Source organism: Glaciimonas immobilis (assembly GCF_011947285.1).
Classification (GTDB): domain Bacteria; phylum Pseudomonadota; class Gammaproteobacteria; order Burkholderiales; family Burkholderiaceae_D; genus Glaciimonas; species Glaciimonas immobilis.
Window position 1 is genome coordinate 661,288 of the sequence record NZ_JAAOZT010000002.1, and the last position, 18,739, is coordinate 680,026.

Here is an 18,739-nt window from a genome sequence, read left to right on the forward strand (position 1 = left end):
GGGTGTTTCGTTTTGGTCTGATATCGAAAGCCTACAAAATTAGATAGACTGTGTTTGGTTTAAAAGGTCAGCGAACCTGAGCGGGGGTGAGCGCTTTAACGATTAGGCTGCAAGCGCAAATTACCTTGGTGTTGCGATGATTGTTAGGACACCTTTCCGATAATAGCGAAAATAATTTGATATGACTTTGAATGTAAAGAAAGGCCCCGATAACGTAGCCGTTAACGTAATCGCAGTATTGCGCCTGCTAAGCGGACCCCTACGTGGATGCGAGTATAGCCTTGAAGAAGGTAGCACATTGTTCGTCGTCGGATTCGTAGAGGATTTGGTGGCTAGCGAAGTGGTACCTGAGTTACCACATAATACGGTAGTAGTGCCAATGCCTAAGGGCGGCATTAATTTTGAGATTATCCACGACGGCAGTGTGGGTGATGGTTTTGTACTGCGCCTTTTAGGTGACACTGTTGAAGTACAGTGCCGGAACTACCAAGAAATTTGCATTGCAGGCAACGTGCAATTTTCAGTCAAGCAGCCTGCTGACGATTGGAACCGAAGCATCTTTGATGCTTTGTCACCTGCATTGATAGCCAAGAAAAATAGCCTATCGATTCCTGCAACCCGATGGGGAGTCGGCGGTGCTGTCGCTTTATTGATAACAATATCAATTGCCATTTTTATTTGGAGTCAAAATAATAATGATAAGCGTACTGCTGACGTCGCCTCGGTTATTAGTGGATCGCTCGACGATTACCAGTTAGCGAAGGGAAGCGACGGCAACATGTATGTCTTTGCTGAGAACGAAAGAGACATGGCGTGGGGCAGGCAGGCGTTGCTCCGTGAAGGGATGAGCAACACGGTGAAAATCGCCTCGGTAAAATCGGAAGAAGCGCGGATAAATCAACTCTTGCAGGCAACCTATCCGACGCTTGCTTTTCATCGTTTAAAACTGGACGTGGCCACTCGGCCAGTTCTGATATTGAGTGATGAGCGTGCAATGCTCGCGGGTGAGTCTCGCAGAATGCTGATAGGCCAAATGATGCGTTGGATGCCCTACGTCGAGACGGTGATCATTGATCAATGGCAGGATGCCATGTTAGAGCAAAAAGCCAGGGCAGGTCTGGATAGATTAGGAATTACCTATTCCAGTGCACGTGATCATGGACGTCTTACGTTAGTCACGCAGGGCGGACTGACCGATGTAGACCTCCTCAACCTTCAAAAATTTACGCGAAACTATTATGAAAAATTTGGTTCGAGGTACGTACATTTTTCCGTCGAACTGAAGGATGACTTATTGAAAGATAAGTCATTTAAATACGGAAGTCATGGTTACATCAAGATGACTCCCCGGCATTGGCTCTTCCCCCAATCCTTGTAATTTATTAACCTCTGTAATTAATAGAAACGGAAAAAAATATGGCATACGAAGGCCTCTTTGTAAAAACCGCTGCAGCGTTTGAAAAAGCTGGCGAAACACTCTTCGCGAATGAAATTAGATTACGCGATTTGCTATCAACTGGAGGTGAAAGTACTAATCCCACTACTCTGGCAGAATACCAGGCGGTTATTTCCGAAATAAGCATCCTGCGTAATGCGCAATCATCCACCGTTAAGACATTGAAGGACATAGATGCGACGATCGTCGCGAACTTCCGGTAATTGAAAAATATTTATTGCGTCGTTGTTACGACTAAAGAGACTCCTTTGAAACGTAACGAGCGTTGTGATGGCAAGCTGTACAAACTGCATCAATTGGAATGGTCTGTAGGTAACAAGGATAGTGAGCGTGGCTTGAAGCGGTGTTCGCGCCAGTTATATGGACGCCGAAGAATGCGAAAGCAGCCTAAGGTGAGTTGAGGGAAGTGCTTGCGCTTCTTTGTTATAAATATTTTGGATGGTGATATTTTTTGTGACTGATTATTTAACCTCTCGATTTATAGAAACGGAAAAAAATATGTCATTTACAGGCGCGTACGCTGGTCTTTTAGTAAGAACCGCAGGGGCGTTTGAAGCAGCTGGCGCAACACTCTTCGCGAATGAAATTAGATTACGCGATTTGCTATCAACTGGAGGTGAAAGTACTAATCCTACTACCCTTGCAGAATACCAGGCGGTTATTTCTGAAATAAGTATCTTGCGTAATGCGCAATCATCGACTGTTAAGACGTTGAAAGATATAGATGCGACCATCGTTGCGAACTTTCGGTAATCGAAAAATTAGTCATTGCGTCGCTGTTATGAATAACTAGGCTTTTTTGGAACCGAACTGAGCGCTGTGATGCCAAGATGTACGAGCCGCATCAACCGAAATGGCCTGTAGGCTATAAGGATAGTGAGTGCCGCGCAATGGGGTGTTCGCGCGAGTATCTGCGCTCGCAGGAGGCTTCGAAAACAGCCTAAGGTTGGTTGAGTGAAGTGCTTGCGCTTCTTTTTTAAATATTTTGGATGGAGTTATTTGTTGTGACTATTAATGCAATCGCAAATATAGAGCGCGCGTCGAGCGCAAAATTTTCTGATATCTCTCCTAATGAAATGAGTTCGATATCGCTGGATGATCGTCTGCGCGACGCGTTTGCATCGAGTTCGGTCGCTACGCAGAATGAGTACCAATACTTTATGAGCGCAGTGACTAACGCAAAAAATATAACATCGCCCGGTGCGCTGTTTGAGTTGCAGGTGCGTCTTGGTGATTATAAGCAAGAAGTAGAAGTTATCAGCGCCTTGACACGTAAGGCTGTGTCAACAGTAGAGACACTTTTACGCGCGTGATGATGAAAACTTGTGTCTGGATTTTGATCTGCATTGTTCTGGCCGGATGCAAACAAGAAAATCTTTTACAAAGCCTGGAACAAAAACAGGCTAATGAAGTAGTGGCGATCTTGCATCGAAATAATATTGACGGGCAAAAACAAAATAACGGTAAAAGTGGGTTTAGCGTTGATGTTCAAAAGGCTGATTTTGCAGCTGCTGTGGATATTCTCAAGGCTTACGATCTTCCCTCCCGCAATGTCATTGAAGTTGCGGATATGTTTCCGATCGATTCATTGGTGGCATCCCCACGTGCCGAAAAGGCGCGATTATATTCAGCGATTGAACAACGGTTGGAGCAATCCCTTAATACGATTTCGGGTGTAGTGACCGCAAGAGTGCATGTAAGTTATGATCTGGATGGTGCGGAGCGGGGGAAAAAAAATCGTCCTATACATCTATCAAGTTTAATTACTTATGAAGAGGCGGTAGATTCTCAGGCGCTGGTTAATAGTGTCAAGCGCTTTCTGAAGAACAGTTTTGATGAGGTCGATTATGACAACATTTCGGTTGTTCTCTCAAAGCGCGATATTCTGCAGAATGCGCCCACACAAATTGTGAAAAAACAGGCAGCGCTACCATCTGCTGGCTGGCTAGGAGCTATAACCGCGTTGTTACTGGCAGCGCTAGGTGGCGCATTTTGGTATTGGCGACGGCAGGGCCAGCTTGGATCCACGGGCGGATCAATCCCGCGGAACGGCTGGTACGGTTTGCCACCCCCTAAAGCTGCGTTGGACGCGATGGCGCCAGTTCGAGCGCCCTCTGTGCAGATAGCGCAGGAAGGTGATTCTCCGCCCACGACGAAAGTTTATCATGGCTGATTTTCATGCTCGTCTGACGCAGATTATGTTTGATCCCCTTAGTTACATTCACTCTCAACGAATGAAACTGCCACGCTTGTTGGATACACCCTATCAGCGGGGGGTGATCAACCAAATGTTAATTCACCAATACGGATTAACAGAATCAAAGTCTGCCGTCTGCACTGGCGGTGGCGCTTCCGGAGGCTCCTCGGTCGTTACTATCTCTGCGGTGGAGCGGCAATTAATATTGAACTGGCGACTTCTTCCTTACATTTGTACGTTGATTGGGGCGCAATTGCTGAAGCGGGATTTGGGATGGAGAGGAGAGTTATTGCGGTTATCCGCCCCTGTGAGATTTTTTATGATGCTTTCGCTTAGGGACTGTGCCTCTCGGAAAAACGACGAAAAAAAATTGTCCAGCGACGTTCAGTGGGTCGGATTAATGCACGTTCTTGAATGGCAACGCCATGCTTCCAATGGCCTGAAAATACGACTTGCCCTCCTTTTTCCACCTATTTTCGACGAACTATTTTCGACCTATTGCGAACCCGATTTCAACACTGCGAAAGTGCAATTGCCCTCGCTTTCCTTAAAACCAAATCCCACATCGCCAACGGACCTGTTTCTCATTTCTCAGGCAATACAATATGCCAAAAATAATCCAGACAATTTGTGATTTTTCGCCGGAAGAAGGCGTGCTTGTTCGCGGTAGTTATTTACAAAATAATAGTAAATCATCTAACCTCTTGGCCGAGGCGCGCCGCCGCGCTAAAATTTTGGTGGCGGCTGCGCAAATAGAGGCGCAGCAACTACGTCAACAGGCGCAGTCCGAAGGCTATGCAGAAGGAATTATTCAGGTAGCAGGCGAATTAATTGCATACCTATCTCGTCACACTGCGCTAGCGGCCAGTATGCAGGCTTGTCTGGAGGAGAAAATGCGGACTCTCTTGCTTGGCTGCGTAAACAATCCAGAAGTTGTGATAGGCCTTTTTGAGGAGTCAATTCTTCAGGAAAATTTAAAAAATAAGCTGGATGTAAATTTCGTTCTTCCCGAATCATTTCGGTCGAGTCATCGCTCTTTAGTAGCGCGATTGCGTCCATATTTCGATGGGGATATCCATATCGAATACCATCAGGAAATACGTTTCGTACTCCGCTTAGGCGAGCACGTGTCAGAATTTTCGCCTGACGATTTCGTCAGTTTGGCCTCCAGCCGTTTGATGAGTGAATTGCCTGCTGCATACATGCAGAGCCACGCCATTAAAGAGGAGTGTAGATTACGTCTGGCACAGATTTTCGAGTCCGGTTCATTAACCCCCTATTCAACGCGTGAAGGTATAGAAAATCATGATCCAACAAATTAATAGTGCGATATCACAGAGTCAAAAAACAGCCGCTTCAAACGGGGACGGGGTTATTAAAATGGATGAGCGCGTACAGCGCAGTGCGCCAGAAGGGGAGGAGCTGGAAAAATTGTATCAAACATTTAAAGATCTATTGGAAGTTAACCCTTACCCCAGCACCAACGATATTATTAACTGCTTGCAAGGCTATACTAACGAAAAGGGAAAAACGCCATATGCAGCGATCCCAACACATACTGGTGCAATCGCCGCAGTAATGGAAAAATTAGAGGGCGAGATTGGTAAGGATGGGCCGACTTACGCGAGATTTTACGAAAGCCTCAGGTATGCCGTAGTGTCCAATGGCTTGCTTAACAGCTTTATGGCAAAAATGTGGACACCTCGGGAAGAACCTGAACCATGGTGAGAATTTACTCTTTTAAGCCGGCATCACGCATACGCCTTTGGTGTTTCTATCCATAAGGTACTCGGCCGGCCATGGGGCGATTTTTTAATAAATCGTTGTCTGATTTCAGCTGCTTGTTCTCTTGTTCCAATTTGCATATTCATTGCTGATCAGCCGTCAATGGTTTGCCAATGCCAGACTGACCCTTTTGCTCAGCAGTGACTTGCTCTAATCAGTGCCGAATAGCCGTCGGGCCCACCCGGGTGCTGTAATTTATATGGGCTACGCTCATCCTTGCTCTTGCACCATCTTTACTACTTCAACCTTAAAGCCAGCGTCAAACGTTCTGCGTTTCCTAGTCATATTTCAAATACCTCTCAATAATTGAATTATCACCTATTGAGCTGTATGTTTTTATTAGACCATGACACACGACAAAGAGATGTGAGGGAAGCATAAGAATTCCTCCGGACGAATGGGATGGGGCTATAAAAAAACAGCACTATATATTATAGGACCCTATAATATATAGTGCTGCGTTTCCATACAGGGTTTTCGCTAACCCTTTGATTATATTGGTCGGGACGGTAAGATTCGAACTTACGACCCCTTGGACCCCATCCAAGTACGCTACCAGGCTGCGCTACGCCCCGACAAGCCTGCTATTATATCAGGGTAAAAGTGCTTTCAATCCACTTGGGTTGCAAAAAAATTCAACAAAGTTACGCGTCGAGACTTCTTTGATCTTTCAGTAAAGTCGCTGCCGCTACCTAATCTGACCAACTTATGCCGATAAAAATTAGCCAGCATTTTGATGGTGGTGCCATCGTTGTTTTGCGTGCGGACCAACCGCAGCATATCGAATTAAATATCCGTAGCGATTCACACGCTGAATTTACGCAGTGGTTTTACTTTCGGTTACAGGGCGCGCGCGGTGAGGCTTGCAATATCAAGTTAATGAATGCAGGACAAACTACTTACCCCAATGGCTGGAAAGACTATCAGGCGATTGCAAGTTATGATCGCGCGACTTGGTTCAGGGTGCCTACAACGTTTGATGGTCAAGTTCTGAGCATAGTGCATACGCCCGAACGCGATAGCGTGTTTTACGCCTATTTTGAACCCTATACTTGGGAACGGCATTTGTCTTTGCTGGGCAGGGCGGGGCAATCGCCGCTGGTCCGTGTGGAAGACTTAGGTTCTACCGTAGAAGGACGCGATCTTAATATGTTAGTGATTGGCAATCCGTCAGCGACCAAAAAAGTGTGGGTTATTGCGCGCCAGCATCCCGGCGAGACTATGGCTGAATGGTTTGTTGAAGGTATGGTCGATGCGTTGCTGGATGGTGCTAATCCAATTGCACGGCGTGTCTTGCAGGGGGCCGTGTTTTACCTGGTGCCCAATATGAATCCAGATGGCTCCGTGCGCGGTAATTTGCGCACTAACGCCGCGGGCGCTAATTTGAATCGGGAGTGGATAACACCGTCGGTGGAAAAAAGTCCAGAAGTATTTCTTGTAAAAAACAAAATGCACGAGATAGGTTGCGACATTTTTCTTGATGTTCATGGCGACGAAGCTTTGCCGTATATTTTCGTTGCAGGGTCCGAGATGCTCGAAGGATTTACAGCAGAACAAATGATAGAACAAGGTAAATTTATTGCCGATTTTGAAGCTGCCAGCCCGGATTTTCAGAGCCGGTACGGGTACGGGGCGGGTAAGTACAACGCCGAAATGTTGGCGCTTGCGTCAAAATATGTTGGCTATACTTTCAAATGTTTGTCCTTGACACTGGAGTTGCCGTTTAAGGATAACGCTAATTTACCGGATGCGATAAATGGCTGGGACGGTGCGCGTAGTGCCCGACTCGGCGCAGCGTGTTTGCAACCGATCCTGAAGGCGTTTATGTAACTTGTAGCGACTATTTGCGATCATCCGATATCAACCAGATGATCGTAAAGTCAAAGTTGGAATCTGCCAGCGCGGCGGTCGCGTCTTTACATTGTCTCGAGCGGCCTGACTTGCGATATCTTGCCTTTTCATTCGCCGTGTTAGTGAACGATATCAGATTGGGAGATTGCTCGGTACCGAGGATGTACCGGATTTTGTGTAAACGGAATGTCGTTTAAATCGGCGTCATCCGTTCTTCAAACTGAATTGTGAAGCGATTAAGTGCGCCTTTCCAGTCCCGCAGCGGCATTGTCCATTTCTTGCTGATGTTGTTGAGGGCGATAAAAAGTTTGCTGACGGCCTCATCCGTGGGAAATGAACGGCGTGTTTGATGACTTTGCACAGACTCATATTAAACGATTCGATGGCGTTGGTGGTGTAAATGACCTTGCGGATTTTTGGTGGATAACCGAAGAACGGCGTGATGCGCGCCCAGTTCCGCCGCCAGGACAGACTGATGGCCTGGTAGTCCTTGTCTCACTTTGATTCCAATTCGGTGCGCATGATGTCGGCCTCATCGACGGTTGTTGCCGTGTAGATACGATTGAGATCGGCGGCGACTTCCTTGCGCATTTTCCCCCCGACAAAGTTCAGGCTGTTGCGCACCATGTGGACGATGCACAATTGAATGGTGGCCCTCGGATACACCATTTCGATGGCCTCAGGGAAACCCTTTAGTCCATCGACGCACGCAATAAAAATGTCTTGCACGCCGCGATTCTTTAATTCAGTGACGACCGTGAGCCAGAATTTAGCACGGAACGATATTCAAGGTCACATTTTTTAAAAAATATCGTCTGCTCGAAAGATCATTGACCGACAACATCAGAATGTTCTTAGTCGTTTAAGTCATTTCAAATGTGTACTATATGCGACTATTTTAAATTTATTGTTCGGTCTGTATAAATCTTTTTCGTAATTGTTGAAATCAAGAGGTTTGTTACATAAAGCGAGATTGTGAACGCTGTTTGGTGCGACTACGTGTAGTTTTCTTTTTGATCGGTAACCTTCAGATGAACTGGAAATCATCTTTTGACGCTAAGCGGTTGAATCAAAATATGACGTAAGTAATCCTGGTAGTTAGGTAGCCCGCATGGGTTACGGATATGCCATGTTCACGCTAAGCCATATTTTGTCAAATGGTGCATTGACGGCAAAAACGGAAAATACCTGCCGTCAATTTTCCGGCCTTCCCTTAACGAATTAATCCGCGCTAACACAAAAAATGTAGCCCCTAACACCTGCTCCCCGCGCTCATGGATTGCCGGGGGCGTCGCTCAGAAAGTTAACCTGTTCGCGTGGTATGGCGTTGCGCGGGGACACGTTTGAAGCCTTTAGTTTGAGGCTTCTTTACCGCACACCTACCGGAGAGATATATTTTCGGAAATGATTATTTTCGAAAACATTCGAATCAATATTTTTGGCTAGCGCACAATCCCGCGGAGGGTTTTCGTATTGGATTCTCTTCCCACCTTTCGCTTGCGACGCTTTACGTGCGTTCAGCGCTTATTTAATAACGAAATTTTTAAGGCAATCAGTGGACGTAAAAAATATCAAAGTTATTCTAGCTGATGATCATCCATCAGTGCTCGCGGGAATCAAATCAGTTATTTCTGCAAGTAACTTAAAAGTCGTGGCTACGGCATGCAATTCGACAGAAATAATTCATCTTTTGGATAAAGGAGCGTGCGATGTTCTGGTCGCGGACTACGCGATGCCGGGCGGCGAATTTGGCGATGGCATTCCGATGTTTGAATTTGTACTTCGTCGTTATCCTGAAGTGCGAATTGTGGCGATGACAATGATAGATAATCCTGCAATTTTAGGGCAGTTGCGATCTTTGGGGGTGCGTTGCATTCTTAGTAAAACGGACGATGTTAGTTATCTCATCTCTGCTGTGCATATCGCTTATTGCAGCGACAAAGGTGAATTTTTTTCTCCCACAATTAAAGCTATTCTGCATGAGTGTAGTGGCACCACAAACCGTCGGACTCTGTCGCAGCGGGAGTCCGAGGTGTTGCGATTGTATGTGTCTGGTATGGGGATCAGTGAAATCGCAGGCAAGTTACATCGCAGTAAACAGACCGTCAGCTCTCAGAAAAACAGCGCCATGCGAAAGATTGGCGTTGATCGCGATATTGACTTGTTCCAGTACGCAGTTGAGGTCGGGCTGGTTCCATCAAGCAGAGTCGTAGCCAAAAATAGCTGAAAAGCCGTACGATATCGCCTCATATGGTCACGACCGTTGTATGGCTAAAATGTTTGGGGCCGCCTTCAAAATTATTGGCAGATAGCGTTCACGGGCGCGCCCAGTAAGACTAACTTCTTTAAAGTGAATAGGCTGACAACCGTCGTTATCATCTTAGCTTGCCGATTTGAGAGCGCTGGCGCGCTTGTGTTCGGTCCGCGCTAAAACTGCCGTTCACAAGAACCGTTGCTGGATTTTTTTAATCCCTATCCGCAAACATTCGAAGCGGTAAGGATACAGTGTAAAGTTATTCTATCGCATTGGTTCGTAATCTTGATGCTTGATTAAAAGCTTGAAGCGTAGATGTCGGAAATGACGCATTTGAGCGCGAATGTCACGCTCGAACATCCCTACCTTTTAAGAGGGTGCTGGCTCTGCTTTCTTTCACAAACTTATACGAAATGATGGCAATCTTAAGGCAAGCATTCAGCAAATAAGATTGCGGTATCTCTCTATGTCATCCTACCGGCCCTTAGCTTATAAATGGAAGGTATCGACGAAAGGATGTCATTACGTCCCATATACCCCGTATTTGCCTCGAAAAAAAGTGTCCTATAGAGCTCACCGCCGAGCCCTTGGACGGTTTGTCGTTATCAATGGCAACGGATTTTAGCTTTGATGCGGTACCCGTCTGGTGTGAATTTTCCGTTGTCGCAGATATGCTATTTGGGGCGTCTCTATGGCAGGCCATTTCGCTAAAACTGTCGCTGCCGCGATCGAATGCCCTAGAATTAAAAGTACCGGAACGAGGCTCTGTATATAACGACTCGGTGCAGTATGGCTCATCTGAATATACTCTATTTTTTTCGAAATAGTCCTCTAGGGAGTACGAGTTTTTTGCCTGAGGAGACATTTGGTTTGTATGCAACGGTTCGTAACTTTTCCCTCGTGAAGATACTTCTTCTTCCTTATAAATTTCAAATTTATCTCTGGAAACATCATCTGGTATACGCGGCCTAGGCCTATTGATTGGATCTAAATGTGACGCACGCCGGGTGACATCAGGTCCGTCGGTCAAGGTGCGATTGTACTGACTCAGAGTGTCATATGGCGACTCCTCTTTTGGAGCCGAATAGCGCGTAGCAGGGAGTGTGTCATAAGGTGACTCGACTGCTGGTGCAGAATAAGGGGCGAAGAGCACATTTGAGACCATCGGCTCGCTACAGGATGGTACCGTGCCGGTCGGTAAGTTTTTCGATAACACCGTTAGGTTATTTCCCAGCGCTGGGCGCTTAATTTCAGCCATCAATTTTGACTTCATCGCTCGAAACTCTTCTAGCGATGATATGACTGGGAAAGTTGGTCTTCTGGAGCGGATTGGCGGTGGTGGGCTTTTTTTTCTATTGGCTTGCTATTGATTGCAGGTCTGCCGATTCCCCCGGTTGGCGGCGATGGCGCGCGACTTTTTTGGAGTCGATTTTTCACGCTTGGTTTCGGCTTAATTGGTGGTTTACTCTTTTTTATATGGTGTTCCTCTGACATCATTCGGCAAGAAGTTCCTATTCTTGTACCGTCCTCTCCCGTCACGCTCCGAATACGTTGACCTACCGTCGATGTGTTATTTCTTCCCTCATTCAAGAGACTGTCCATAAACACGGTCATCCCCGCTTCGACGCTGGTAACCGTTGATTTGAATTTCGACGGTCTTACTGGGTTTTTATACATGTCGGTATTTTGAGGCGCGCTAACCGACTGACGACACGAATTTTGGGTAGCACTGGGTCCGAAACTTAATGTGAAGCTCGTCATAAAATTTTCTCCGTAAAATTTCAACTATGATGCTCAACCTCAGATTGCCTCGCACAGGTAGTGCAAAGTCCTCGCGGGTTGGGTGTGAAATACGAAAACAGCCAGGAACGGCTGTGCCGATCACGTTTAGTAATTGTGAACTTGTGGTGATAGTATTTTTTGATGTCCTTTCTTATACATTGCGAGCTTGAGAAGCCGAATTTGATCACTGCGCTTATGTGATTCGCTTATGAGTGATTATAGTGAGACGGTCACCGTTTTCTGATGATGATTGGGCCGCATTATTCATTATGCTAATAATGCTGCGGCTTCTGGGTGGTGATGAATTTGCATTAAGCCGGTGACCGAAAAAGCGATTTTATTCCCTCCCAAACTCTGCCCATTTGCGTCGAAATAAAGTGTAGCGGCGTAGTGCCAATTGCCCACCACCTGCGTGTATTCTCCCTTGCATCGGAAGCCTTCTTTGGTCGCAATCCTGTATCGTTGAGGCGCGTATTTTGCTTTACCGCAGTCACACTGCTCAGCTTGCTTGCGTGCTCAGACATTTGGGCAAGCCAGGTTTTATTATTATCGGAAACATCAGAAATAAAATCGCTGAATTCGTCGTACGGATTTTCATCAAAAAGCTGTTGATGTGAATATGTACTATTTCTTTCGATAGAGCCGTTAAGGCCAGCGACTGGTTTCGGCTCTGCAGACATTTCGGCCATATTTGGTTGTTCTTGATGATTGCCAAATGTAGATAAATTGCTGGGTGGATAGCGCTCCCAACTTGGGTCGTAATTATACTTATCTATGTGTGGACGCTGCCTGTCGTCCAGAGTCGAAGCAGGGGCAAGTGGGGCTTGCGTCACTTTATCGGGCGACCGATTACGCCGACCCCGGAGTACAGTGGCATAAACAGGGGCTGCGGGCAAATGACGCGGAGGTGGGATTGTGTCATATAGGGCCTGCACCGTTTCTGGATAATCAAGTCCTCGGTTTGCGTATGATATAAACATGTCGAGGCGAGGCGCGACTTTACATATCAGTTTATTTGATGGTAACGCTGGTTTATTAGCTTCCCCTTCCGATCGTTTAATTGCAGAGTCCGATTGTGTGAAGAGTGGAATAAATTGTTTTACTCGCGATGTAGTCGGCGAAGGTTTCGGACCTAACCATAAAGACTCAGGTGGAATGCTTCTATCCTGCATTGGATTGCCAGCCATTCCGCGCGAGGTGGCCACCATGGATGACGGCGATGGCGGATAACTAGTTTGAATGAGATCAATCCGGTCTTGTGTCGGTGGTAGATTCGACTTATTATTTCGTGCATTATTTTCAATGGTTCGAATCGTACCTCTGTTGTTGGGCGTCACCGCAATAAGAGGTTTGGTATTTAGTGCATCATTTTCAGTTAAAAATAAGCGACATAAATTTCCTAGTTTTATTGGCACGGGGGGACCTGTTAGGAATACCGCCTTCCGAAATGGATTTTCCAGGATAGGGAGTATTGTTTGGACATGTCGGCTACCATTTTTGCCTAATGACCCGCCACCGACATATTCCATATTTTCTCTGGTGAGACCTCTCGCCACTCGAACGTTTTTACCTAGCGTCGACGCATTATTCGTTTGCTGATTTTCGAAATTTTTTATAATTGAATACACTACCGGTCCGGCTCGTGTAAGTGCTGTGCTTAATGCTATTGTTGCTGGCGCTACCTTCGCATTATTATTATAATTTTGGCATTTGTTAAACTGCAGAAAATTACCTGGAGTAACCTTCAACCTAGGGCTTGCTGATGTGACCGTCATACAATTTCTCCATATAACTTCAATTATGTTGTTTAATCTTTATCCGGTTTGCACTTAACCTGAAAAGTCCTTGCGGGTTGTTTGGAAGGTGGGCAAATCGTCAAAAAAGGCCGAACCGCTTACGTCTTGCGTCGGGGTAAATAGGCGAAAAGCCGTCAAGCTATGTGCGTGATGGTCCCTTCTATTGCGTTGCGGGATCCAGAGGCTGCATTTCCATCAAGCGGGTTATCCGTGCATGCATCAATGCGCATATTACTTAGCTTATTGTTTAGCTTATCGGTTTGCTTGCTACCGATTTCTGATGGTTTTTTGACAGATACTGCTGTAAGCCGAATTTCAGCGCAAGCGGTTATGCGGTTAGCTCTTTCTTGATGCGGGAGGTCGGTTTTGGTGATAGCACCGACCTTCCGGCTTGATAATACTTCGGGGTGATAATCAGTCTGCGGATTCAAAGTGCGCTGATCTCGTGCTTCTTGCGCGGGCGACGCCGTGTTCCGATACTCGGGACCTTGCGTGGTTTCTGGTCTTGAATAGTATGCTTCATGCCCCGCTGTTTCCTTCAAAAGTATCTGGAATTTCCTATCCGCCGCGGCGCATCTCAGGCCTATTTTGGCGTTAGTTCTTGTATGTTCTAACTTTGGTCGTGACGGGTTCACTCGATTTGTTGTTGTCGCCTCTGCTTCGAAAGACGATGGTGCGATTGGACCACTCCTATGAATCAAGGTACCTGACGTGAATGCTGTGTTGCTACTATTTACGGGGTGTCGGACCTCCTTCACTGGCATAGGACTTGTAGTAGCTGCGCTGTTCGGCTTTGCACCATTAGCGGAAGGAAAATAAAAAGTGCTGCTCGGCGCTTGTCTGGCACCCGAGACGTGAGCACTTAGCAGAGATCGTGAAGGGTTTCCACCACCGAGATTTGATTCCTGATTTGACGCCGTATTCTGCGCTTGTGAAGTCCGACAACATGCGAAAATTCCTAGTATGATTTTCATAGTATTTAGCCAAAAATTGTTAACGTAATGGATAGTTGCGTTTGGCAATGGGCTGGTGCCGAATACGGGGGCCAGGCTTGCTGAGTCTGTTCAGCCTGATTCTTGCGAGTGTATGCCGCCTTTGCTTAGTTGGCTTTTAAAAAGCGCGCATCGGTATCAATATTATTATTAGTGGAAATGTTTAGGGCAGCATTTATAACGCATGTCTTTATGGAACTTTAGAATAGTAAAGCCCCAACGTCTGCTTTTTCCTAGCCGAGTTTCGAGTCCGGAGAATGAGGCTTTGCGGTAAACCAGCGCCTGTTTACCGCGCGAACCCACTTTAGGAATTAATCCCGATTTGAGGAGCAGAACGGTGATGTGATGAGTCGGCGGAAGTGCCGCAGCGGGTCTCTGAAGGAGTTTGTAGAGCGACTTGCTCTCACCGTTGTTACTTTTGGCTTAATCGCTTCATCGGATACGCGCCCACTCCTCTCTGCCGAGGTTTCTTTTAATGCCAGGGTAAAAGGATGGTTGATCTCCACGTAAATTATGGATGATGCGCTATCTTTTCTTGATCGGCTGATGAAGCCGAAAGGGGCGATTTTTCAGAAACGTTATCATATTGGCTTAGCGGATCTTCGGCACTGTCTGAAATAATAGCGGGATCGTCATGATTGTGACTCAGGGCGGCGGGCAAAAAGCCGGGTGTATAGCCGGGTGTATTTATTACCTTTCTGGTCGTCTGTGCGGCTCCCCCGCTATCCTTCGGTATCGAAAGCTGCGGTTGGCTACCTGCTTGTGAGGCATGGAGCTTATACTGACGTAGTGCCTGACTGAACGATTATGTCCGGCTCGGCTCGCGGAGCTCTTGATTACTTTTAAGTGAAATGTGTAAATCAAGAAAAGAACCACCTTTACGGATATTGTAGGGAGATTGTTCCACCCCGCGCATTTTTCGAGTGACTTTGCATGCGTTGATTTTATATTTTCTACATGTCGAAGCGAAGGAGGGTTTTGCGCATACTTCGTTGGCCGTATTCCCCTTGCACTTTTAAAGTCTTGCGCGGTGAATGATTTGCGACACTTGTAATCTTTTGAAGAAACGTTCAGGGTGGTCAGTGTTATTCTTTGGTGGACTTCTGCGATGCTTCTACTGAAGGCAAGGCGCTGGCGCACGTTGCCGGAGGTTTGCTCATAACGGTTTTTTTGACACTGGACTTTCCTGATCGGGTAAAGTGAGTGGCAATGAGCTTGTTAGTGATATTGCCTGAATAAAATTTCCTCATTTAGAGAAAAAATGTCTTGCTGTGTCCAACGGTAGTCGGCGCTACGCTTCTAAAACGTCAATGCTCGCTCATTGCAAGTGTATATAGACGCGCCGTGATCCGCTTTCAAAAAGCGCGCATCCGAGCATCGTGACAGAAAGCTATTGAGGATTTACGCCAAGTTCATGGCAACGCAGGCCGCCATGTCGGGCCGCCCGGTGATGGGGCTGCATCGATACAAATTGCCACGCGGTGAGGCAAGGGCGCTGGAAAGCAATAAGATGGAGACGTGCGACCGTTCGACAACGATGGGCGAGTTTCCTTAGCTACTTTCCAATCAGATCAGCCGCCATCACTGCCTTTAAATAAGTCGTTGTAATGTCGCCGCGTTCCCGTTGCGCGATCCACCAGGCGCTGCCCTTACGAATCGCCCAATCTTTACGCTCCTCGCCAATCAGCAGGGCGGCAACCTGACCTAAGGTTGGTTGGTGTCCGATAATCAACACCGCTTCGCGGGAGTCAGGCCAATGCGCCGCCGCCAACAATTGCGTCGGCGTGCAATTGGGAGCTAAATCGGGATGAATTTTAAATTTGCGGCCGAGCGCCTCGGCAGTCTGAATCGTACGGGTCGAAGGGCTGCAGAGTATCTTGCAGGTATTGGGTAAGTTACGGTCCAGCCAATCGGCCATTTTCCAGGCTTGTTTGTGGCCTTTACTGGTAAGCGCGCGGCCTTCGTCTGGTTCCCCCACTTCTGCCTCTGCGTGACGCCATAAGATCAGTTCCATATTAAGTTCCTTGCCAAAATTAATGTCTTGTAACCGGTCGCGTCGCGGTCCCGATAAAAGCCCAGATCACCGGTGGAGCCTTAATCAGATAACCAATCTTATCGTGATTTGCTGGATGGCGATGAGCGTACAAATTTTGTCCGTCTGCAGGTCGCTGTAAGTGGCAATAAATCGTTAAAACTGTCCAAAATCAGCCTCCGTTAGATTCTGATGAACCGCCTAATAACGCCATCAGGTGTTGCTGCGCACTAAATGCCACCCGACGTGGCCTGCGCTTTGGCTTGCTCCAGTTTCCAGCAGAGGATAATTCCCAAGCGTCAACATTATCTTTAAGGTAAGGCGTTAATCCCTCGCTAATGACGCGTCGTTTCAACGACTTATCTAATACAGGAAACGCTACTTCAACACGTCTGAACAGATTTCGGTTCATCCAGTCGGCGCTGGCGAGATAGACATCATGCAGCAGGTTATTTCGGAAGTAATAAATCCGGGTGTGTTCGAGAAATTGGCCAATGATCGACCGCACGGTGATGTTTTCGGATAAGCCCGGCACGCCAGGGCGAAGCGCACATGCGCCCCGAATAATCAGCTGAATTTTTACACCATCCGCAGACGCGGCATACAGGGCTTTAATGACCGAATCGTCCAATAATGCATTCATTTTGGCGACGATACGGGCAGGACGACCCTGGCGCGCAATTTCTGCCTCGTTGCGAATGGCGCGGATTATTTCTTTTTGCAGGGCAAATGGCGCCAGCCAAAGGTAATCCAGCTTTTTAGGCTTGGTCAGGCTGGTGAGATGAATGAATACTTCGTTGACTTCCATCGCCAGCTTTTGATTGGCGGTCAGTAAACCAAAGTCGGTATAGAGTTTGGTCGTGTTCGGGTGGTAGTTACCAGTACCTAAATGCGCATAAAAGTGCAATCCGCTGGCCCCGCCATTATTGGCTGACGAAGAAGCAGCTGATTCGCGTCGTACCACAAGCGCAAGTTTGGCGTGCGTTTTAAGTCCGACTACCCCATACACGACATGGGCCCCGGCACGTTCCAGTCGGTCAGCCCAGTTGATATTGGCCTCTTCATCAAAGCGTGCCATCAACTCGACGACGACGGTTACCTCTTTACCCGATTGCGCCGCGGTAATCAAGGATTCGATCAAATCTGAGTTCATCCCGGCGCGATAGATTGTCTGCCTGATGGCGACGACTAACGGATCGTAGGCGGCGGTGCGGATGAAATCAATAACCGGCTGGAATGATTGAAAAGGATGATGGAGCAGGACATCCTTTTTCTTTAATAGCGTAAAAATATCGTCGGTGAGCAATAGCGCCGGCAGGCCGGGCGTAAATGGAGGAAATCGCAGTTTAGGCAGGGCGGTTTGATCAATCATTTCGGACAGACGCACCAAATTAACCGGTCCGTCCACCGCGTACATTCGGTTTGAATCGATTGAAAACTGATTTAACAAAAAATTAGAGAGATGGGCGGGACAATCTTGCGCTATCTCCAGACGGACCGCGACGCCAAACTGGCGACTTTGCAACTCGCTTTGCAACGCCTGACGCAGGTTTTTGACTTCCTCTTCATCCACCCACAACTCACTGTTTCGGGTAACGCGAAACTGGTAATAAGACAGTATCTGACGCCCACTAAAAAGATCTTTAATATGCGCATGAATAATCGACGACAACAAGCAGAAGGATATCCCGTTAGGGGACAGAGCATCTGGTAGCCGGATGACGCGCGGCAGCACGCGTGGCGCTTTGATAATGGCGATCGTTGCCGCGCGTCCAAAAGCATCTTTACCGGTCATTTCAACGATGAAGTTCAAGCTTTTGTTTAGTACTTGAGGAAAAGGATGGGCGGGATCGAGGCCGATGGGTGTCAGTAATGGCCGAATCTCATTTTCAAAATAGAATTTTACCCAGGCGCGCTGGGCTTCAGTACGGTCCTTATGGCGCAGCAGGTGAACGCCCTTCGCAGACAGCTGCGGCAATATCTCTTTATTCAGAATGGCATATTGCTGTGCAACGATGTCATGACATTCTATGCTGGTAAGTCTAAATGCCTCGGTAAGGGCAGGGGAGTCGATCGCATCGCTACCACCTTCGGACCGGCTGGTGGCCAGCAGACTGGCGATGCGCACCTCAAAAAACTCATCAAGATTGTTACTGACGATACATAAAAAGCGTAATCGCTCGAGCAGCGGAATGTGGTGGTGTTCGGCCTGCGCCAATACGCGGCGATTGAAGGCGAGCAATGATAGTTCGCGATTCAGATAGAAGGGATTATGGCCAATATTTGCTTTGTTTTTTTCGTTGCCTTCGTCTGTACCTGGTGATTTTTTCATTTTATCAAGGACGTGCCAGAAGAGTTTCGGCGGAGTTTATGCAGACAATATGACATCTTGATGACAATTATGAAAGCGTTTTGATCCTTTTATTATTCCTGTGTGACAAATTTTCATGGTTTTTTTGGTCGGAAGATAGTGTCACAAAAATGTCATAAAACTTGGTTAAAGTTCCGGCTGCCAATGAAGGTTGTGAAAATAAGAGCTTAATAGATACTTATTAAGCAATTAAAAAGCGCTTGATCACTAGATAGTGAGTATT

The 18,739-nt window shown here is 47.0% G+C and carries 14 protein-coding genes, 1 tRNA gene and 1 pseudogene; 11 read left to right on the top strand and 5 right to left on the bottom strand.

Annotated features, from left to right (window positions below; all coding sequences use genetic code 11):
• The first annotated feature begins 181 nt into the window (after positions 1-181).
• The 8 genes from HAV38_RS05285 (at position 182) to HAV38_RS05320 (ending at position 5,381) form a co-directional block, all read left to right on the top strand.
• On the top strand, positions 182-1,378 hold the full coding sequence (locus tag HAV38_RS05285; protein WP_245182199.1) for a PrgH/EprH family type III secretion apparatus protein: 1,197 nt from the start codon (positions 182-184) through the stop codon (positions 1,376-1,378).
• Between the two features lie 38 nt (positions 1,379-1,416).
• Positions 1,417-1,659, top strand: a complete 243-nt coding sequence (locus HAV38_RS05290) for an EscF/YscF/HrpA family type III secretion system needle major subunit (protein ID WP_168053057.1) — start codon at positions 1,417-1,419, stop codon at positions 1,657-1,659.
• Positions 1,660-1,954: 295 nt separating this feature from the next.
• On the top strand, positions 1,955-2,209 hold the full coding sequence (locus HAV38_RS05295) for an EscF/YscF/HrpA family type III secretion system needle major subunit (RefSeq protein ID WP_168053595.1): 255 nt from the start codon (positions 1,955-1,957) through the stop codon (positions 2,207-2,209).
• Positions 2,210-2,460: 251 nt separating this feature from the next.
• Complete coding sequence (gene sctI, locus HAV38_RS05300; RefSeq protein WP_168053059.1) at positions 2,461-2,769, top strand: type III secretion system inner rod subunit SctI; 309 nt, start codon at positions 2,461-2,463, stop codon at positions 2,767-2,769.
• Entirely contained in the window at positions 2,769-3,629 is an 861-nt protein-coding gene (locus HAV38_RS05305) for an EscJ/YscJ/HrcJ family type III secretion inner membrane ring protein (protein ID WP_209216615.1), read from the top strand. Before sctI ends, HAV38_RS05305 begins: the two co-directional genes overlap by 1 nt.
• Positions 3,622-4,287, top strand: a complete 666-nt coding sequence (locus HAV38_RS05310; RefSeq protein WP_168053061.1) for a hypothetical protein — start codon at positions 3,622-3,624, stop codon at positions 4,285-4,287. The genes HAV38_RS05305 and HAV38_RS05310 overlap by 8 nt, the downstream gene beginning before the upstream one ends.
• Complete coding sequence (locus HAV38_RS05315; protein ID WP_168053063.1) at positions 4,259-4,975, top strand: hypothetical protein; 717 nt, start codon at positions 4,259-4,261, stop codon at positions 4,973-4,975. Before HAV38_RS05310 ends, HAV38_RS05315 begins: the two co-directional genes overlap by 29 nt.
• A complete protein-coding gene (locus HAV38_RS05320; protein WP_168053065.1) occupies positions 4,959-5,381 on the top strand; it encodes a hypothetical protein in 423 nt (140 codons plus the stop codon). The genes HAV38_RS05315 and HAV38_RS05320 overlap by 17 nt, the downstream gene beginning before the upstream one ends.
• Positions 5,382-5,936: 555 nt before the next feature.
• Here HAV38_RS05320 and HAV38_RS05325 read toward each other — a convergent pair.
• Positions 5,937-6,013 (bottom strand) — tRNA-Pro (locus HAV38_RS05325).
• Positions 6,014-6,146: 133 nt separating this feature from the next.
• Here HAV38_RS05325 and HAV38_RS05330 point away from each other — a divergent pair.
• On the top strand, positions 6,147-7,268 hold the full coding sequence (locus HAV38_RS05330) for a M14 family metallopeptidase (protein ID WP_168053067.1): 1,122 nt from the start codon (positions 6,147-6,149) through the stop codon (positions 7,266-7,268).
• Between the two features lie 214 nt (positions 7,269-7,482).
• Here HAV38_RS05330 and HAV38_RS05335 read toward each other — a convergent pair.
• Positions 7,483-8,063: pseudogene (locus HAV38_RS05335) on the bottom strand (IS256 family transposase); the annotation flags it as partial.
• Positions 8,064-8,844: 781 nt separating this feature from the next.
• Here HAV38_RS05335 and HAV38_RS05340 point away from each other — a divergent pair.
• Positions 8,845-9,516, top strand: a complete 672-nt coding sequence (locus HAV38_RS05340; RefSeq protein ID WP_168053069.1) for a response regulator — start codon at positions 8,845-8,847, stop codon at positions 9,514-9,516.
• 2,120 nt (positions 9,517-11,636) lie between these two features.
• On the opposite strand, the gene HAV38_RS05345 is transcribed toward HAV38_RS05340, so the two are convergent.
• Complete coding sequence (locus tag HAV38_RS05345) at positions 11,637-13,100, bottom strand: hypothetical protein (protein WP_168053071.1); 1,464 nt, start codon at positions 13,098-13,100, stop codon at positions 11,637-11,639.
• 2,427 nt (positions 13,101-15,527) lie between these two features.
• Here HAV38_RS05345 and HAV38_RS05350 point away from each other — a divergent pair.
• Positions 15,528-15,668: a hypothetical protein gene (locus tag HAV38_RS05350; protein WP_168053073.1), complete on the top strand. Its 141-nt coding sequence runs from the start codon at positions 15,528-15,530 to the stop codon at positions 15,666-15,668.
• Here the strand turns inward: HAV38_RS05350 and HAV38_RS05355 are convergent, their stop codons facing one another.
• Together HAV38_RS05355 and ppk1 are read right to left on the bottom strand one after the other, a co-directional pair.
• Positions 15,669-16,127 (bottom strand): SixA phosphatase family protein, encoded by a 459-nt coding sequence (locus tag HAV38_RS05355; RefSeq protein WP_168053075.1) that lies wholly within the window; start codon positions 16,125-16,127, stop codon positions 15,669-15,671.
• Positions 16,128-16,317: 190 nt separating this feature from the next.
• Positions 16,318-18,477, bottom strand: a complete 2,160-nt coding sequence (gene ppk1, locus HAV38_RS05360) for a polyphosphate kinase 1 (protein ID WP_168053077.1) — start codon at positions 18,475-18,477, stop codon at positions 16,318-16,320.
• Positions 18,478-18,739: the final 262 nt, after the last annotated feature.

Bases quoted from the DNA above. Each gene is read 5' to 3' on its own strand.
- HAV38_RS05290 (WP_168053057.1), top strand. From the start codon at position 1,417: ATGGCATACGAAGGCCTCTTTGTAAAAACCGCTGCAGCGTTTGAAAAA.
- HAV38_RS05285 (WP_245182199.1), top strand. From the start codon at position 182: ATGACTTTGAATGTAAAGAAAGGCCCCGATAACGTAGCCGTTAACGTA.
- ppk1 (WP_168053077.1), bottom strand. From the start codon at position 18,477: ATGAAAAAATCACCAGGTACAGACGAAGGCAACGAAAAAAACAAAGCA.
- HAV38_RS05315 (WP_168053063.1), top strand. From the start codon at position 4,259: ATGCCAAAAATAATCCAGACAATTTGTGATTTTTCGCCGGAAGAAGGC.
- HAV38_RS05305 (WP_209216615.1), top strand. From the start codon at position 2,769: ATGATGAAAACTTGTGTCTGGATTTTGATCTGCATTGTTCTGGCCGGA.
- HAV38_RS05320 (WP_168053065.1), top strand. From the start codon at position 4,959: ATGATCCAACAAATTAATAGTGCGATATCACAGAGTCAAAAAACAGCC.
- HAV38_RS05345 (WP_168053071.1), bottom strand. From the start codon at position 13,100: ATGACGGTCACATCAGCAAGCCCTAGGTTGAAGGTTACTCCAGGTAAT.
- HAV38_RS05310 (WP_168053061.1), top strand. From the start codon at position 3,622: ATGGCTGATTTTCATGCTCGTCTGACGCAGATTATGTTTGATCCCCTT.
- HAV38_RS05330 (WP_168053067.1), top strand. From the start codon at position 6,147: ATGCCGATAAAAATTAGCCAGCATTTTGATGGTGGTGCCATCGTTGTT.
- HAV38_RS05350 (WP_168053073.1), top strand. From the start codon at position 15,528: ATGGCAACGCAGGCCGCCATGTCGGGCCGCCCGGTGATGGGGCTGCAT.
- HAV38_RS05355 (WP_168053075.1), bottom strand. From the start codon at position 16,127: ATGGAACTGATCTTATGGCGTCACGCAGAGGCAGAAGTGGGGGAACCA.
- HAV38_RS05295 (WP_168053595.1), top strand. From the start codon at position 1,955: ATGTCATTTACAGGCGCGTACGCTGGTCTTTTAGTAAGAACCGCAGGG.